The sequence below is a fragment of the Streptomyces sp. sk2.1 genome, assembly GCF_008120935.1.
Classification (GTDB): Bacteria; Actinomycetota; Actinomycetes; order Streptomycetales; family Streptomycetaceae; genus Streptomyces.
This window is the reverse complement of sequence record NZ_RDBO01000004.1, coordinates 1-16,397: the sequence shown is the minus strand read 5'-3', so window position 1 is coordinate 16,397 and position 16,397 is coordinate 1. Positions and strand designations below refer to the sequence as shown.

The following is a 16,397-nucleotide window of genomic DNA, read 5'->3' as shown; positions in this document are numbered from 1 at the left end:
TCGTTGTCGAAGTGGCCGATGTTCCCCACGATGGCCTGGTGCTTCATCCTGGCCATGTCGGCGGCCATGATGATGTCCTTGTTGCCCGTCGTGGTSACGAAGATGTCGGCCTGGCCGACCACGTCGTCCAGGGTGGCGACCTGGTAACCGTCCATCGCCGCCTGCAGCGCGCAGATCGGGTCGATCTCCGTCACGATCACCCGGGCACCCTGACCGCGCAGCGACTCCGCGCAGCCCTTGCCCACGTCCCCGTAGCCGCAGACGACCGCCGTCTTGCCGCCGATCAGGACGTCGGTGGCGCGGTTGATGCCGTCGATCAGCGAGTGACGGCAGCCGTACTTGTTGTCGAACTTGGACTTGGTGACCGCGTCGTTGACGTTGATCGCCGGGAACAGGAGCGTGCCGTCGCGGTGCATCTCGTACAGCCGGTGCACACCGGTCGTGGTCTCCTCGGTGACACCACGGATCTCCGACGCCAGCTGCGTCCAGTCGAGGGTGGAGCGGCCCAGGAGTTCCAGCACGACACTGAGTTCGTCGTTGTCCGCGGTCGACGGGTCCGGGACAGTACCGGCCTTCTCGAACTCGACGCCCTTGTGGACCAGGAGGGTGGCGTCACCACCGTCGTCGAGGATCATGTTCGGGCCCGTGTGACCCGGCCATGTGAGGGCCTGCTCGGTGCACCACCAGTACTCCTCCAGTGTCTCGCCCTTCCAGGCGAAGACCGGGATGCCGGCGGTGGCGATGGCCGCGGCGGCGTGGTCCTGGGTGGAGAAGATGTTGCAGGACACCCAGCGGACCTCGGCGCCGAGCGCGACCAGGGTCTCGATCAGCACGGCCGTCTGCACGGTCATGTGCAGCGAACCGGTGATACGGGCACCGGCCAGCGGCTGCGCGGCGGCGTACTCCTTGCGGATCGACATCAGACCGGGCATCTCGTGCTCGGCCAGGGTGATCTCCTTGCGGCCGAACTCGGCCAGGGAGAGGTCCGCGACCTTGAAGTCCGTGAAGTCAGCGGGCGGCTGCGAGGGCATGTGCGCTCCTTGTGCTCTGGATGCTCTGAGTGCTCCGGGTGTTCCGGGCAGTACGGGTGTCGCGGGTGCTCTGAATGTTCCGGTGGATCTCCAGCGTCGCGGTGGACCGGTTGAGCGTGATGTAGTGCAGTCCAGGAGCACCTTCGGCGAGCAGGCGGTCCGCCATGCCGGTGGCGTACTCGACACCGATGCGGTGGCCGTCGGCCGGGTTGTCGCGGGCGGCGTCCAGGCGCCGGGCGAGGTCGTCGGGGAAGGTGGCGTTGCTGAGTTCGGCGAAGCGGCCGATCTGCCGTACGTCGGTCGCCGGCATGATCTCGGGAATGATCGGTGTGTCGCAGCCCGCGGCGGCGACCCGGTCCCGCAGACGCAGGTAGTCCTCGACCCGGAAGAACATCTGGGTGATGGCGTAGTCGGCGCCCGCGCGGCACTTGGCGACGAAGTGCCGGATGTCGTCCGCCCAGTCCGCCGAGCGCGGATGCCGTTCGGGGAAGGCGGCCACACCCACACTGAAGTCGCCCGACCGGCGTACCAGCGAGACGAGTTCATGGGCGTGGGTGAAGCCCTCCGGGTGCGGGACCCAGGGGGCGGAGGGGTCGCCCGGTGGGTCGCCGCGCAGGGCGAGCACGTCGCGCACGCCCGCGTCCGCGTACTGGCCGATGATGTGGCGCAGTTCGGCGGTGGAGTGGCCGACCGCCGTCAGGTGCGCGACCGGCCGGAGTGTGGTTTCGGCGGCGATGCGCTTGGTGACCTCGACGGTGCGGTCCCGGGACGTGCCGCCCGCACCGTAGGTGACCGAGACGAACGTCGGGGACAGGGCCTCGATCCGGCGGATCGCCTCCCACAGCGTGCGGGTGCCGGCCGCCGTCCTCGGCGGGAAGAACTCGAAGGAGAACGAGGGCGTACCGCTCGCCAGGAGTTCGGGCAGTGTGGTCATGGCCGACGGCCTCCCGCGTTGAAGTATCCGGCCTCGGGGTGGTGGATGACGATCGCGTCGGTGGACTGCTCGGGGTGCAGCTGGAACTCCTCGGAGAGGTGCACCCCGATCCGCTCGGGCCGGAGCAGTTCGGCGATCTTCGCCCGGTCCTCCAGATCGGGGCAGGCGCCGTAGCCCAGGGAGAAGCGCGCGCCGCGGTACTTCAGCGCGAACATGTCCTCGACGTCGTCGGGGTCCTCGCCGCCGAAGCCGAGTTCGGCGCGGACGCGGGCGTGCCAGTACTCGGCGAGGGCTTCGGCGAGCTGGACGGACAGTCCGTGGAGTTCGAGGTAGTACCGACGCACCGCCYCCGACACCGGGGGGAGCGGTGTCGGAGGCGGTGCGTCGGTACGACGCGGTCGGCGCGGGGGAGCCTCAGGACTCCACGACCCGCACCGAGAACCGGCTGCCGGGGGCCACCTGCCACTTGGCGAGGAAGCTGTCCTGGTTCCGGCCGAAGGCCAGCGTGCCCCGGCTGTTGACGTAGGCCAGCGGCTCGCCGACGGCGACCTCGCCGAAGGTCGGGTGGAACGGCAGGTCGACCTGCGCGTCGTCGAGCTCGACGCGCAGGGTGCGGCCGACGAGCTCGTCCACGGGCGCGATCAGGCTCACGTTGACGTTGGTCCAGACGTTGCCGAACGCCTTGTCGATGCGGGTGATCTCGCCCTCGGCGCCGCCGCCGCCGGGCAGTGCGGCGGCCTTCCCGTGGGGCAGGAGCACGATGTCGTCCAGCGGCAGCGCCGGGCCCACCGACTCCGGCGCGGTGCCCGCGGCCAGGTGGGCCGCCGCCGCGGCGACCACGTCCTTGCCGTACCAGGTGGGGGTCACCGGCTGCTTCATGACGTACGGGGACGTCACCTCCCAGGCCTCGACGGCGGGGATGTCGGCCAGGGCGTGGGTGAGCAGCCCGTTGTTGGGGGCGACGAGCAGCTGCCCCTTCTGGTTGCGCACCACGATGGTGCGCGTGCTCGTGCCGGTCTCGGGATAGACGTATGCCGTGATGATCGTCCAGGCCGGGTACGAGTCCGGCACGTCGGCGAGGTAGAGGGAGCCCTCGCGGACGTCGAACGGCGTGACCTGGTGCGTGATGTCGGTGATCGTCGCCTCGGGGGCGACGGAGTGGATCAGGCCCTTGCAGAGCGAGTGGGCCTCGTCGTGCGAGCCGATGTCGGAGAGGAATGCGATGAGCGGCCTGGGCATGACATGTCCTCCGGATGATGGGGCGGGTCCGCGGCGCGGACCCATTCCGTTTGCTGATGACGAGTATTCGTGAACGGGCGGAGCGTCTCGTCGGCTGCAGGCCGACCGGCTCGGCCTTGCCGATCGCGTACGCGACCTGGACCTCGCAACGGGCGGCCAGGCCGGCCGCGACGACGTTCTTGGCGACCCAGCGCATCGCGTACGCGGCCGAGCGGTCCACCTTCGACGGGTCCTTGCCGGAGAAGGCGCCGCCGCCGTGCCGGGCCATGCCGCCGTAGGTGTCGATGATGATCTTCCGGCCGGTCAGACCGGCGTCGCCCATCGGGCCGCCGATCTCGAAACGCCCGGTCGGGTTGACCAGCAGCCGGTAGCCCTCGGTCTCCAGCTTGATGCCGCTGTCGGCGAGTTCGGCCAGCACGTGCTCCACGACGAACTCGCGGACGTCGGGTGCGAGCAGCGAGTCGAGGTCGATGTCGCCGGCGTGCTGCGTGGAGACCACGACGGTGTCCAGGCGCGCGGGCCTGTCGCCGTCGTACTCGATGGTGACCTGCGTCTTGCCGTCCGGGGCCAGGTAGGGCATCGTCCCGTCCCCGCGGACCCGGGACAGGCGGTACGACAGGCGGTGCGCGAGCTGGATGGGAAGCGGCATCAGTTCGGGCGTCTCCTCGCACGCGTACCCGAACATCAGGCCCTGGTCGCCCGCGCCGCCGGTGTCGACGCCCCGGGCGATGTCGGGCGACTGCGCGCCGATGGACACCGAGACGCCGCAGGAGGCGCCGTCGAAGCCCTTCTCGGAGGAGTCGTAGCCGATTTCGAGGATGCGGTCGCGCACGAGCCGGGCGATCGGCACGTGCGCCGTGGTGGTCACCTCGCCGGCGAGGTGCACCAGGCCGGTGGTGACCATCGTCTCGACGGCGACCCGGGACGCGGGGTCCTCGCGCAGCAGCGCGTCGAGAACGGTGTCGCTGATCTGGTCGGCGATCTTGTCGGGGTGGCCCTCGGTCACGGACTCCGAGGTGAAGAGGCGACGGGTCATCGGGTTCTCCTGCCGGGGGAGTCGGACAGTGCGGACAGGACGGCGCGGGTCGCCGCCTCGGTGTCGTCGGTCCCGCCGAGGTCGCGCGTGCGCAGCCCGGCTTCGACCGCGCGCTCGACGGCCTCCTCGACGGCGTTGGCCTCCTGCTCCAGGCCGAGCCCGTGGCGCAGCAGCAGCGCGGCGGAGAGGATCATGCCGAGCGGGCTGGCGATCCCCCTGCCCGCGATGTCCGGGGCGGAACCGTGCACCGGCTCGAACAGGGAACCCCGGGCGGGTCGGCCCGGCCGCGGCAGGGCCGGCAGCGAGGCGCTGGCCAGCAGGCCGAGCGAGCCGGCGAGCGCCGCCGCCTCGTCGCTGAGGATGTCGCCGAACATGTTCTCCGTCAGCAGCACGTCGAACCGGGCGGGCTCGGTCACCAGGCGCATCGCGGCCGTGTCCACCAGGACGTGCTCCACCTCCACGCCGGGGTGGTCCCGCTCGGCGACCCGGGTCACCACCTCGCGCCAGAGGCGGGACGTCTCCAGGGCGTTGGCCTTGTCCACCGAGGCCAGCCGGGGCGGCCGGGCACGGGCACGGGACCGGCGCAGCGCCAGTTCGAACGCGACCCGGGCCACGCGCTCGATCTCCGCCGCGGTGTACTGGCAGGTGTCATGGGCGCGTTGGCCGTCCCCGGACCCCTCCCTGCCGCGGTCGCCGAAGTAGAGCCCGCCGGTCAGTTCCCGGACGACCAGCAGGTCCACGCCCTCGACGTACTCGCTCCGCAGCGGGCTCGCCGCGTGCAGCGCCCGCAGCGGGCGGACGGGGCGGAGGTTCGCGAACAGGCCCAGTCCGGCCCGCAGTTCGAGCAGTCCCTGTTCGGCGCGCGGCGTCGCGGGGTCGGTGGGCTGCACGCCGGTGCCGACCGCGCCCAGCAGCACGGCGTCGGACCGGCGGCACCCGTCGAGGGTGTGTTCCGGCAGCGGCAGACCGTACGCGTTCAGCGCGACGGCGCCGATCGCGTACTCGTGGAACTCGAAGTCGCCGACCTCGGCGAGGACCCGTTTGGCCGCCGGCATGATCTCCGGGCCGATTCCGTCGCCCGGCAGCACCGCGATCCGGTACGTCATGTCCCGGCCCCGATCACCGGGGGGAGGTCCGCCGGGGCGGCCAGGGAGCCCAGCACCGCGGTGGCCGCGGCGACGGCGGGCGACACCAGGTGGGTGCGCGCGCCGTCGCCCTGGCGGCCCTCGAAGTTGCGGTTGGACGTCGAGGCGCTGCGGCCGCCCGGGGCCAGCCGGTCCGGGTTGACGCCGATGCACATGGAGCAGCCCGCCGAGCGCCACTCGGCCCCGGCCGCGACGAAGACGGCGTCGAGCCCCTCCCGCCGCGCCTGCTCCCGTACCGCGGTCGAGCCCGGCACCACGAGCATGCGCACCCCCGGCACGACCCGGCGGCCGCGCAGCACGGACGCGGCGGCCCGCAGGTCCTCGATCCGGCCGTTGGTGCAGGAGCCCACGAAGACGGTGTCGACGGCGACCTCCCGCAGCGGCGTGCCCGCGTCGAGCCCCATGTAGGCGAGCGCGGACGCGGCGGCGGCGTGCGACGCCGGGTCCGGGAAGGACTCCGGGTCGGGCACGGACGAGGACAGGGGGGCCGCCTGGCCCGGGTTGGTGCCCCAGGTGACGTACGGGGCGAGCGAGGATCCGTCGATGACGACCTCGGTGTCGAACTCGGCGCCGTCGTCGCTGCGCAGCCCGGACCACTCGGCGACCGCCGCGTCCCAGTCGGCGCCGTCGGGCGCGAAGCGCCGTCCGCGCAGGTAGTCGAAGGTGGTGCGGTCGGGCGCGACGAGGCCCGCCCGCGCACCGGCCTCGATGGACATGTTGCACAGCGTCATCCGGGCCTCCATGGACAGGGCCCGCACCGCCTCGCCCCGGTACTCGATGACATGGCCCTGGCCGCCGCCCGTGCCGATCCGCGCGATGACGGCGAGGATCAGGTCCTTCGCGGTGACGTCCGGCGGCAGGGTGCCGTTCACGGTGACCGCCATGGTGCGCGGCCGGGCGACCGGCAGGGTCTGGGTCGTCAGGACGTGCTCGACCTCGCTGGTGCCGATGCCGAAGGCGAGCGCCCCGAACGCGCCGTGCGTGCTGGTGTGGCTGTCCCCGCAGACGATGGTCATCCCCGGCTGGGTCAGGCCGAGTTCGGGTCCGATGACATGGACGATGCCCTGCTCGGCGTCGCCGAGCCTGAACAGCGGAACTCCGAACTCGGCGCAGTTGACGCGCAGTTGCTCCACCTGGGTGCGGGCGATCGGTTCGGTGATGGAGAGCAGCCCGGATTCCGTGGCGTCGGTCGGTACGTTGTGGTCCTCGGTCGCGAGGGTCAGGTCGGGGCGGCGCGGGCGCCGTCCCGCCGCCCGCAGCCCGTCGAAGGCCTGCGGGCTGGTCATCTCGTGCATCAGGTGCAGATCGATGAAGAGGAGGTCGGGGCCGCCGTCCGTGGTGTCCACGACGTGGCGGCGCCAGAGCTTCTCCGCGAGTGTCAGTGCCAAGACGCCCTCCCCCCTCAGCGCTTGCTCAGCAGGAGGCCGCGCCAGCTGGCGTCCGCGGTCCAGCCGCCGTCCACGCTCAGCGCGGCCCCGTTGACGTAGCCGCTGCGGCGCTCGTCGGCGAGGAACACGACCGCCTGGGCGACGTCCTCGGGTTCGGCGAACCTCCCCAGGGGCGAGCGCTCGGTGATGTCCTCGGCCGTGTAGAAGCCCCGGGCCTGGTTGGTCGCGTTCATGTCGGTGTTGACGTAGCCGGGACACACGGCGTTGACCCGTACGCCCCGGGCGCCCCACTCCACCGCCAGGCTGCGGGTCAGGCCGATGACGCCGTGCTTGCTGACGGCGTACGACGCGCGGTCGGGGGCGCCCTGCAGCCCCAGCAGGGAGGAGATGTTGACGATGCCGCCGCGGCGCCGCGCCAGCATCCGGCGGCCGAACTCGCGGCTGCACAGGAACGTTCCGGTGAGGTTGACCCCGAGGACCCGGTTCCAGTCCTCGCCCGTCAGCTCCTCCGTCGGCGTGATCAGATTGACCCCGGCGTTGTTCACCAGGACGTCCACCCGCCCGAAGGATTCGTGCACCCGCTCCGCCAGGCCCACGACGTCCTGTTCCCGGGACACGTCGCCGACCAGGGAGACGACCCGCCGGCCGGCCGCCCCGACGGCCTTCTCCGTCTCGTCGGCCGGGGTCACGTCGATCAGGGCCAGGTCGTACCCCTCGGCCGCGAGCGTCTCCGCGATGTGGCGGCCTATGCCGCGCCGCGCTCCGGTGACCACGGCGACCGGCCCCCGTGCCACTCCTGTGCTCTGGGTTTCATCCATGCCGGGGACGGTATGGCCCGCGCCCCGCGCGCCACATGTGGAGACAGGGGACAACGGGGTCACGGACCGGACAGCCGCGCGGGGCGGACCGGCGCCGGCGGCTACCACTTTCGTCGCAGGGCGTGGGCCCCCCGTCGGATGCCCGTCCGCGTCGAACCGCCGTACTCCTGGGAGTACTGACGAGAACGCGGTTCGTGGCCACGGCTCACGCAACGAAGGGTTGTCGATGTCCTCTCGGGAAAGTCAGCAGGAAGACGGTTCCGTCCGGGCGGAACTCGGAGTCATCGGGGGAAGCGGGCTGTACGACCTGGACGGCCTGGAGGACGTGCGCGAGACACGGGTCGCCACCCCCTACGGGGAGCCGAGCAGCCCGGTGATCAGCGGCACCCTCGGCGGCCGGACCGTCGCCTTCGTGGCCCGGCACGGCCGGGGGCACCGGCTGCTGCCCGGCGAGGTGCCCTACCGGGCCAACATCTACGCGCTGAAGTCCCTGGGCGTGCGGAGGATTCTCAGCGTCAGCGCGGTCGGCAGCCTCCGCGAGGACCACGCCCCGGGGGACATCGTGGTCCCCGACCAGATCGTCGACCGGACCCGGGGGGTGCGGCCCGCCACCTTCCTGGGCGGCGGCCTGGTCGGGCACGTGCCGTTCGCCGACCCCTACTGCGCCTCGCTGCGCCGCCTCGCGGTCGCGGCCGTGCACGGCTCGTCGGCCGCGGTCGTGCACGAGAAGGGGACCTACTGCTGCGTGGAGGGGCCGCGGTTCTCCTCCCGCGCGGAGTCGAACCTCTTCCGGTCCTGGGGCATGGACATCATCGGGATGACCGCCCTGCCGGAGGCGTCCCTGGCCCGTGAGGCGCAGCTGTGCTACGCGGGTCTGGCCCTGGTGACGGACTACGACTGCTGGCGCGAGAACGGCGACGAGTCGGTCACCGCGGAGGCGGTGGGCGAGGTCATGCGGCGCAATTCGGCCACCGCCCAGGCCGCCGTGGCCGAGCTGGTCAAACGGCTGGCCGAGGCGGACGACTGCGCCTGCCGGACCGTGCTGGAGACGTCGGTGCTCACCGCGGGCGGTGTCGCCGCGCTCGCCGCCGACGCCGGGACGGCGTGGCTGGTGGCGGCGGACGATGAGTGAGCGCGCGGGCCGCGGCGGCGAGCCGGTGGCCGTCGCCGCGGCCCCCGGTCGCGCGCCGGCTGCCGGGGCGGGCCCCGGGCTCACCGGGGCGGGGCTGTTCACCCTGCTCATCGGGGCGTCGCTGCCGCTGCTCGACTACTACATCGTCAACGTGGCGCTCCCGTCGATGGAACGGGACCTGCGCACCACCGAGACCATGCTCGAACTGGTCGTGGCCGGGTACGGGGTGGCCCACGCGGTGCTGCTGGTGCTGTGCGGTCGCCTCGGCGACCGGTTCGGCCGCCGGCGGCTGTTCCTGTGGGGCATGGCGGCCTTCGGCCTGACCTCGCTGGTCTGCGGCCTGGCCACCGACGCGTGGACCCTGGTGATCGCCCGGGTGGCCCAGGGCGCGGCGGCGTCGCTGCTGCTGCCGCAGGTGCTGGCCACCATCCAGGCGACCACCGAGGGGGCGCGGCGCGGCCGGGCCATCGGTCTGTACGGCGCCACCACCGGGCTCTCCATGGTGGCCGGGCAGGTCCTCGGCGGCGTGCTGGTCGCCGCGGACATCGGCGGCACGGGGTGGCGGGCGGTCTTCCTGGTCAACGTGCCCGTGGTGCTCCTCGGCCTGGGGACGGCCCTGCGGACCGTGCCGGAGACCCGCTCGGACCGGCCGCACCCGGTGGACCTGCCGGGCACGCTGCTGCTCGCGCTCGCCCTGGGGTGCCTGCTGCTGCCGTTGACGGAGGGGCGGGCGGCGGGCTGGCCCTGGTGGGCCTGGACCCTGCTGGTGGTCACCGGGCCGGCCGCGGCGGCGTTCGTCGCGGTCGAGTACCGCGCCGACCGGGCCGGCCGGGTGCCCCTGCTGCCGCCGTCCCTGGTGGGCGTGCGCAGCATGCGGCGCGGGCTGGCGATGGTGCCCACGTTCTCCATCGGGTTCGGCGGGTTCATGTTCTGCGTCGCGGTCGCGCTCCAGACGGGGCTGGACTTCGGCCCGGTGACTGCGGGGATCGCGCTGGCGCCGATGGCGCTCGCCTTCTTCGCCGCCTCGCTCGTCGGCCCCTCCCTGGTCGCCCGGTTCGGGGGACGGGTCGCCGCGGGCGGTGCCGCGGTCCAGATCGTCGGACTCGTGCTGGTCGCCGTGGCGGTCCGGTCCGGCTGGCCCGGCCTCGGGGTGCTGGAGCTGGCGCCGGGGATGGCGATCGCCGGGTTCGGCCAGGGACTGGTGATGCCGGTGGTCTTCCGCGTGGTGCTGTCCGACGTGCCGAACGCCATGGCGGGCGTGGGGAGCGGCGTGATGATCACCGCTCAGCAGTCGATGCTCGCCCTGGGCGCGGCCACGCTCGGATCGCTGTTCCTGGGGCTCGTGCCCGGGGCGGGGATGCGTGACGCACTGCTGACGGCGCTGACCGTGCAGATCGTGATGGGCGTGGGGACGTTGCTCCTCGGACTGCGGCTGCCCCGGAGGCTGTCATGACCGGACACGACGGGACCGGACACGACGGGACCGGACACGACGGGACCGGACACGACGGGACCGGGCGCGGCGGTGCCGGGGGCAGCGGTATCGGACGCGGCGGGAGCGACGGCACCGGCCCCGTCTACGCCCTGAACCTCTTCGACCTGGCCGACCGGGAGGAGTATCTGGCGTACGCCAGGCGGTCGCCCGCGGCGGTCGCCCGGCACGGCGGCCGGGTCGTGGCGCTGGGGCGGCTGCGCGGCGTGGTGCGGGGGGACATCGCGCCCCGACAGGTGCTGATCCTCGTCGAGTGGGAGTCGGAGAGGGCCTTCCGGGGCTATCTGGACGACCCCGCCCTGGCGGATCTGCATCCGCACCGGGTCGGGGGAACGGCCGCGTACGTCTGGCATCTGTTCGACCGCCTGGAAGACCTCAGGCCACTACTGAAAAGTGTCGCTCCGTGAATGACGCCGCAGAGAACACCGCCGGGAACACCGGGAACATCGGAAACGCAGTGGGCGCCGCCGGGAACGCAGAGAACACCGCCGGGAGCGCGGCGGGCGCCGCCGGGCGCGCCGAGGCCCTCGCCCGGGAGGCGCGGGCCCTCCTGGGAGCGCTGTGCGCCGAGGACGACCTGGAACTCGTCGTCGACCAGGCCGCGTTCCGGGCGCTGGCGGGGCCGCTGGTGCGGGCCTTCGACGACCTCGCCGCCTCCTGCGAGCTCCTGGCCGGGGCCGAACCGCACAGCATCCACCGCGGTCCGCTCGACCGGTCCTCGGAGGCGCTGCGGTCCCTGGCCCGGAGCTGGGGGACGATCCGGCTCAACGCCGGTTGTCATGGCGTCGGTTAGGGACCGCGGCCGTGCCGCCCGGCAGGTCGGGCTCGGCCTGCAACATGATCGTGCTCAGTCTGACCCGCGTCGAGATCGAGAGCTTCCTGAAGACGTTGCGGAGATGGAAGCTCACCGTGTGCGGGGAGAGCCCGAGTCGCTGCGCGGCCCCCTGATTGGTCATGCCCCGTCCCACGAGCCGGGCGATTTCGAGCTCCCGGCGGGTGAGCCGGGCGACGAGGGCCGACGCGTCCGACGCGCTCGCCACGGCGTCGGTGCCCGCCCGTTCCGGGTCGGTCCGCCGCACGTCCGGCACGTCCGGCATGCCCTGCCCGTCCTGCCGACCCGGCCCGCCCGGTCCGCTCCGTCCGCCCGGTCCGTCCCGGAAGGAAGCCGGTGCCGGTGCCGCCGCCGGGTGGGCGGGCGGCAGCACCGTCGACAGCTCCAGCCGGTCCCCCGCCATCGCCGCACGCGCACTGTCCGCCGCCGTCCTCAGCACGGCCACGCCGGGATTGATCTCGACCAGGTGCTCGATCTCCCCCAGCAGCCGTCGGCCGAGCTCGACGTCACCCGCCCGCACGGCGACGGAGATCAGCCACGCCGGGCGGGCGGGGTCCTCGACGAAGAACCCCGAGCCGGTGCCCAGCAGGTCCCAGCGCGCCCGGATCTGCTCGGCCGCGGCGCGCGGTCCCGACCGGGCGTGGGCCAGGGCCACCTCCCCGCACTCGGCGCGCCCGACGGAGTCCGGCATGCCGTACAGCTCGGGTCTGGTGCGGGAGACCTCCAGGTACTCCGCGGTCTTCGCCCAGTCCGCACGGCCCAGGCTCACCATCGCCAGGACCGACAACGCCATCTTGACCCCGAAGGTCGAGGTGTACTGCCGACTGAGCCGGATGGTGAGCTGGGCGGCCCGCTCGGCCTCGTCCAGCCGCCCCTCCTGCCAGTGCCGCACCGCCTCCAGGGCCTCGGGCATCGGGCCGAACACGAAGAGGCCCGCGCTGCGGGCGATTTCCCGTGTCTCCTGGATGATCCGGTCCGCCTGATACGGGACGTGGATGTCGATGAGCCGTTTCGCGAGTAGGAAATTCGCGTAGAACTTCCAGATCGGAGCGGCGTCACGGGCCTGCTCGACCGCGACCTGATTCAGCCAGAGCCCCTGGATGAGGTCTCCCGTGTACCAGCACTTGTTCGCCTTCAGACAGAGTGTCATGACGTCCAGGGCCGTGGAACCGGTCTGGTACGACTTGCCGGCCTCGGCGATCAGGGATTCGGCGTCCTCCCCGGTCATCGCCACGATCAGGAGCCGGAGGGCGACGATGTCGAGGTATCCGCGGTCCGACGGATCCATGTCGCGCAGCATGGCGTCGATCGAACGCAGCGCGAGGCGACTGCGTCCGCGGATGAAACTGATCCGGGCCCCGTCGAGTTCCGCAGGAGGTTCGGATTCCGTTCCCGGCAGGTCCCGGGAATTGATGAGATAAAGTATGTCGCTCAGCGAGGAGATGTCGAAGGGTGGCGAATTCGAGAGTTTCTCGAAATTCCCCTCCCCCTTGCCAGTCATGCCCGTTTCCCCCTCATGCCGGTGCCCCTGTCACGTTAATTCCGACCTTCTTCCGGCACCAGATACTCACCCCCGGAAGCCATGGATTCAGGCCATTGGGCAAGGTGACCGAAAAGGGATGATATGGCGACTTTGCCGTCCGTGATTTCGAAAAGGAGGGGGAGGGGCGGAGGGATATAAGGCCCATCGCGGTCACCCGGCAAGATCAGCCTTGGCCGAAACATTGCACCGTATGCCCCTGGTCTCGGCCATACCGGGCGCCGGGTCCGGTGCCGGGCATCGGGCGGCGGAGCGCCAGGGAAGTTTTCTCCCGTCCGCCGCCACGATAACCGGCCGCCACGATATTCGGATACCGGTGGGCGGGCATGGTTCGCTCACCGGATGGGCCAAGTCGCCGCGCCGGGTGTGCGTTTCGGCCCGAACCGGACGATCGGGGCGCTCGTCAGACCCGTGTCGTGATCCGCGGGTCGCCCTGCGCCACTTCCCGGGCCACCCGGCGGGCCGCACCGGCGAAGGCCTCCACCGCGCCGGTGGCGTCGCCGGTGCGCCACACCAGGCCGTACCCGACCGGTTCCGCGTCGACGAAGGGGAGGTAGGCGACCCCCGGCCGTGCGTGGTACGTCGCCGTGTGCGCGGCGGTGAGCAGGGCGCCCTTCCCACCCGCGACCAGCATCAACGCCTCCTGCATGTTGGTCACGGCGGGGCCCCGGCCGATCGGCCGGCCCGCCGGGGTGCGTGCGGGGACGTGGTGTTCCAGCCAGTAGTCCGGCAGTTCGCCCTCGACCGTGAGCAGCGGTACGTCGGCGAGGTCCTCCATGGACACCGAGTCGCGCGCGGCGAGGGGGTGCGACGAGGCCACGGCGAGGACGCGCTCCTCGGTGATCAGCGGCGGGCCGCCGCCCAGGTCCTCCTCGCGGACCGGGAACTCCTGGAGCTGGACGTCGAATTCGCCGTTGCGCAGCTGCCCGTACGGATCGGACAGCGGCACCTCGCAGATCTCCACGGCGAGTTGGGGGTGGCTGACCCGCAGCGACTCCGTCACCTTCATCACGATCTCGCCGGTCAGCGGGTTGGAGAACCCGACGTGCAGCACGGTGTCGATGCCGCGCGCGGTGGCGGCGGCGCGGTCGAGGGCGGCCCGCATCGCGCGGTGGGCCGGTTCGAGGTCCGCGTGCAGCTGCCTGCCCAGCGAGGTGAGGGCGACGCGGCGGCTGGTGCGTACGAACAGCGGGGCCCCGACGCGCCGTTCGAGCCGCTGCACCAGCTGGCTCACCCGGGCGCGGGAGAGCCGCATCCGGTCGGCGGTGCGGCCGAAGTGCAGTTCCTCGGCGAGCAGCAGAAAGCACTCGACCTCGTCGTGCTCCATCGGATTCCCCCAGGTGGACCGGATCGGTAAGCCTGGCTGAACGAACGTTGAGATCTTCGCCGTTGTTCCGTTCCCGAGCCCGGCGGATGGTGGACGAGCCGCCCGACGAGGCCCCGAAGGCATGAAGGCCCGAAGGCCCGTCGGCGCAGCGGCGATTCCTTCCCCCTTCCTTCTTCCTCAGGTGAACCAGGAGTTGAACCGGCATGCGAACACAGAGGCAACCGGAGGCCGCCCCGCTGAGCGCCCGTGACTGGGGCGTGCTGCTCGTCCTGTGCGGCGCGATCTTCCTCGAAGGCATCGACGTGGCCATGCTCAACGTGGCCCTGCCCGCCATCCGCGCCGACCTCGGCCTGTCCACCGGCTCGTTGCAGTGGGTCATGAGCGCGTACGTCCTCGGCTACGGCGGCTTCATGCTGGTCGGCGGGCGGGCGGCCGACCTCTTCGGGCGGCGCCGGATGTTCGTCCTCTGGCTCTCGGTCTTCCTGGTCTTCTCCGGACTCGGCGGACTCGCCACGGAGGGCTGGATGCTGGTCACGGCCCGTTTCGTCACCGGTGTCGCGGCGGCCTTCATGACCCCGGCCGGCCTGTCCATCATCACCACCGGCTTCGAGGAGGGCCCGCGGCGCAACAAGGCGCTGCTCTTCTACTCCGGCACCGCGGCGGGCGGCTTCTCGATCGGCCTGGTCGTGGGCGGTCTGCTCGCCTCGGTCGACTGGCGCTGGGTGTTCTTCGCCCCGGTCGTGCTCTCGGCCCTGATCCTGATCGCCGCGCTCGCCCTCGTTCCCGGGGCGCCGCGGGCCGACCGCACCGGTCGGAGCCTCGACCTGGCCGGCGGCCTCGCCGTCACCGCGGCCATCATGCTCCTGGTCCTCGGCGTCGAGCGCGCCGGTCACGCCCCGCTCGTCCAGACCCTCGCCACCCTCGGCGCGGGCCTCGTCGCCCTCGCCGCGTTCATCGTGGTCGAACGCCGCTCGGCGGCCCCCCTGGTCCGTCCGGGCATCTTCCGCGACACCGCCCTGGTGCGCGCCAACGCCGTCGGACTGCTCTTCGCGGCGGGCTTCTTCGGCTTCCAGTTCCTCGTCGTCCTCTACCTCCAGGAACTGCGCGGCTGGTCCACCCTCCAGACCAGCTTCGCGATGATCGTCATCGGTATCGACGCGATCCTCTCGCCGGTCCTCGTGCCCAGGCTGGTCGACCGCTTCGGCAACGCCAGGCTGATCCTCGGCGGCCTGGTCCTCGCCTCCCTGTCGTACGGGCTCTTCCTGCCGGTCGGCGCCGACTGGACCTACCCGGTCATGCTCCCGAGCCTGCTCCTGCTGGGCCTCGCCTTCGCCCTGACCTACGGCCCGCTCACCATCGTCGCCACCGAAGGCGTCGACGAGGAGGAACAGGGCCTGGCCGGCGGGCTGCTCTACACCTCCTTCCAGTTCGGCGCGGCACTCGGCCTCTCGGCCGCCGCGGCCGTCAACGTCTCCGCCACCGGGTCGGATTCACCGGCCGCGCTCCTCGACGGCTACCGGGCCGCGCTCTGGGTGCCGCTGGTCGCGGCCCTGGCCGCGGCGCTGATCAGCGGCTTCGGAGTGCGCTCCCGCCGGGCCGGGGCCGACCGGCCGGTCGCCGGGAGCGAGCCGCCGGCCGACGACCGCGCGTCCGGACTCCCCGCCCCCGAACTGCCTTCCTCCCGCTGACACCTCACCCGCATCACGAAGGAGCATCCGTATGGCCGCCACCCGGGTCGACAGCTTCGCCGACCTCCAGGACACCTTCTTCACCTACGTGCGCGACATCAAGTACGCCACGATGATCACCGTCGACCGGAGGAACCGGCCCCGCGCCCGGGTCCTGCTCCCGGTCTGGGAGGTCGTCGACGGCCGGCCCGTCGGCTGGCTGGCGGCGTACCGGACGCCCGTGAAGACGGCGCACCTGGCCCACAGCCCGCACACGACGTACTCCTACTGGAACCCCCGCCAGAACACCGTCCACGTCGACGCCCTCTCCACCTGGGCCGGGACCGACGCCGACCGGCGCCACGCCTGGGAGCTCTGCACCCGGGGCGGCCCACCGGGCGTGGGCTACGACCCGATCCACTACTGGCGGGGCGGCCCGGACGATCCCGAGTACCACGTGATCCGCATCGATCCCCGGCGCATCCAGCTGGTCCGCGGCTCGGACCTGCGGAGCACGATCTGGCAGCCGGGCACGGACTGACCTCCCGCCGTGCCGCCCGCCCCGGCAAAGCCCGTCGAGGTCGCCGGGGCGGGCGCACGGTCCTAGGCTTTTCGTGGAGCCCTGTTCCCTCGTGACGGGAGTCGGCCCATGACGCGCTCGAACGTCCGACTGCGCAACGGGGTCGCTCGTCAGCGCCTTGAAGAAGTCCGGGTCCATGGAGTAGTTGAAGAGCCCGCGAACGTCCGACTGCGCAACGGGGTCGCTCGTCAGCGCCTTGAAGAAGTCCGGGTCCATGGAGTAGTTGAAGAGCCCGC

14 protein-coding genes and 2 pseudogenes are annotated in these 16,397 nt (G+C 72.1%); 6 read left to right on the top strand and 10 right to left on the bottom strand.

Annotated elements, in window-relative coordinates; translation table 11 throughout:
* The 8 genes and pseudogenes from EAO76_RS00255 to EAO76_RS00220 all read right to left on the bottom strand — a co-directional run.
* The coding region (locus EAO76_RS00255; protein ID WP_148831984.1) for an adenosylhomocysteinase at nucleotides 1-1,031 on the bottom strand (1,031 nt) is incomplete at its 3' end.
* The gene (gene metF / locus EAO76_RS00250; RefSeq protein WP_148831981.1) at nucleotides 1,009-1,965 is read right to left on the bottom strand and encodes a methylenetetrahydrofolate reductase [NAD(P)H]; all 957 of its coding nucleotides are present in this window, start codon (nucleotides 1,963-1,965) and stop codon (nucleotides 1,009-1,011) included. The genes EAO76_RS00255 and metF, both read right to left, overlap by 23 nt.
* Nucleotides 1,962-2,303, bottom strand: a pseudogene (locus tag EAO76_RS00245) (vitamin B12 dependent-methionine synthase activation domain-containing protein); the annotation flags it as partial. The gene metF and the pseudogene EAO76_RS00245, both read right to left, overlap by 4 nt.
* A 76-nt stretch (nucleotides 2,304-2,379) precedes the next feature.
* Nucleotides 2,380-3,204 (bottom strand): S-adenosyl-l-methionine hydroxide adenosyltransferase family protein, encoded by an 825-nt coding sequence (locus EAO76_RS00240; RefSeq protein WP_148831977.1) that lies wholly within the window; start codon nucleotides 3,202-3,204, stop codon nucleotides 2,380-2,382.
* Nucleotides 3,205-3,301: 97 nt separating this feature from the next.
* Nucleotides 3,302-4,240 (bottom strand): annotated as a pseudogene (metK, locus tag EAO76_RS00235) (methionine adenosyltransferase); the annotation flags it as partial.
* The gene (leuB, locus tag EAO76_RS00230; RefSeq protein WP_148831974.1) at nucleotides 4,237-5,346 is read right to left on the bottom strand and encodes a 3-isopropylmalate dehydrogenase; all 1,110 of its coding nucleotides are present in this window, start codon (nucleotides 5,344-5,346) and stop codon (nucleotides 4,237-4,239) included. The pseudogene metK and the gene leuB, both read right to left, overlap by 4 nt.
* Nucleotides 5,343-6,773: a 3-isopropylmalate dehydratase large subunit gene (leuC, locus tag EAO76_RS00225; protein ID WP_148831971.1), complete on the bottom strand. Its 1,431-nt coding sequence runs from the start codon at nucleotides 6,771-6,773 to the stop codon at nucleotides 5,343-5,345. The genes leuB and leuC overlap by 4 nt, the downstream gene beginning before the upstream one ends.
* Nucleotides 6,774-6,787: 14 nt before the next feature.
* Nucleotides 6,788-7,591 carry an SDR family NAD(P)-dependent oxidoreductase gene (locus EAO76_RS00220; protein WP_148831968.1) on the bottom strand — a complete coding sequence of 268 codons (804 nt, stop codon included), beginning with the start codon at nucleotides 7,589-7,591 and terminating at the stop codon, nucleotides 6,788-6,790.
* A 226-nt stretch (nucleotides 7,592-7,817) separates the two neighbouring features.
* Here EAO76_RS00220 and mtnP point away from each other — a divergent pair, with 226 nt between their 5' ends.
* The 4 genes from mtnP to EAO76_RS00200 are packed head-to-tail and all read left to right on the top strand — an operon-like array spanning nucleotide 7,818 to nucleotide 11,008.
* Nucleotides 7,818-8,723, top strand: a complete 906-nt coding sequence (gene mtnP, locus EAO76_RS00215) for an S-methyl-5'-thioadenosine phosphorylase (RefSeq protein ID WP_148831965.1) — start codon at nucleotides 7,818-7,820, stop codon at nucleotides 8,721-8,723.
* Nucleotides 8,716-10,176 carry an MFS transporter gene (locus EAO76_RS00210; RefSeq protein WP_148831962.1) on the top strand — a complete coding sequence of 487 codons (1,461 nt, stop codon included), beginning with the start codon at nucleotides 8,716-8,718 and terminating at the stop codon, nucleotides 10,174-10,176. Before mtnP ends, EAO76_RS00210 begins: the two co-directional genes overlap by 8 nt.
* Nucleotides 10,173-10,622, top strand: coding sequence for a DUF1330 domain-containing protein (locus tag EAO76_RS00205; protein WP_148831959.1), 450 nt, complete (start codon nucleotides 10,173-10,175; stop codon nucleotides 10,620-10,622). The genes EAO76_RS00210 and EAO76_RS00205 overlap by 4 nt, the downstream gene beginning before the upstream one ends.
* Nucleotides 10,619-11,008, top strand: a complete 390-nt coding sequence (locus EAO76_RS00200) for a hypothetical protein (RefSeq protein ID WP_148831956.1) — start codon at nucleotides 10,619-10,621, stop codon at nucleotides 11,006-11,008. Before EAO76_RS00205 ends, EAO76_RS00200 begins: the two co-directional genes overlap by 4 nt.
* On the opposite strand, the gene EAO76_RS00195 is transcribed toward EAO76_RS00200, so the two are convergent.
* Together EAO76_RS00195 and EAO76_RS00190 are read right to left on the bottom strand one after the other, a co-directional pair.
* A complete protein-coding gene (locus tag EAO76_RS00195; RefSeq protein WP_148831953.1) occupies nucleotides 10,980-12,548 on the bottom strand; it encodes a helix-turn-helix transcriptional regulator in 1,569 nt (522 codons plus the stop codon). The genes EAO76_RS00200 and EAO76_RS00195 overlap by 29 nt on opposite strands.
* 442 nt (nucleotides 12,549-12,990) lie before the next feature.
* Nucleotides 12,991-13,914 (bottom strand): LysR family transcriptional regulator, encoded by a 924-nt coding sequence (locus tag EAO76_RS00190; RefSeq protein ID WP_148831950.1) that lies wholly within the window; start codon nucleotides 13,912-13,914, stop codon nucleotides 12,991-12,993.
* Nucleotides 13,915-14,150: 236 nt separating this feature from the next.
* Here EAO76_RS00190 and EAO76_RS00185 point away from each other — a divergent pair, with 236 nt between their 5' ends.
* Together EAO76_RS00185 and EAO76_RS00180 are read left to right on the top strand one after the other, a co-directional pair.
* The gene (locus EAO76_RS00185) at nucleotides 14,151-15,602 is read left to right on the top strand and encodes an MFS transporter (protein ID WP_187438402.1); all 1,452 of its coding nucleotides are present in this window, start codon (nucleotides 14,151-14,153) and stop codon (nucleotides 15,600-15,602) included.
* A 31-nt stretch (nucleotides 15,603-15,633) separates the two neighbouring features.
* Nucleotides 15,634-16,122: a pyridoxamine 5'-phosphate oxidase family protein gene (locus EAO76_RS00180; RefSeq protein WP_148831946.1), complete on the top strand. Its 489-nt coding sequence runs from the start codon at nucleotides 15,634-15,636 to the stop codon at nucleotides 16,120-16,122.
* Nucleotides 16,123-16,397: the final 275 nt, after the last annotated feature.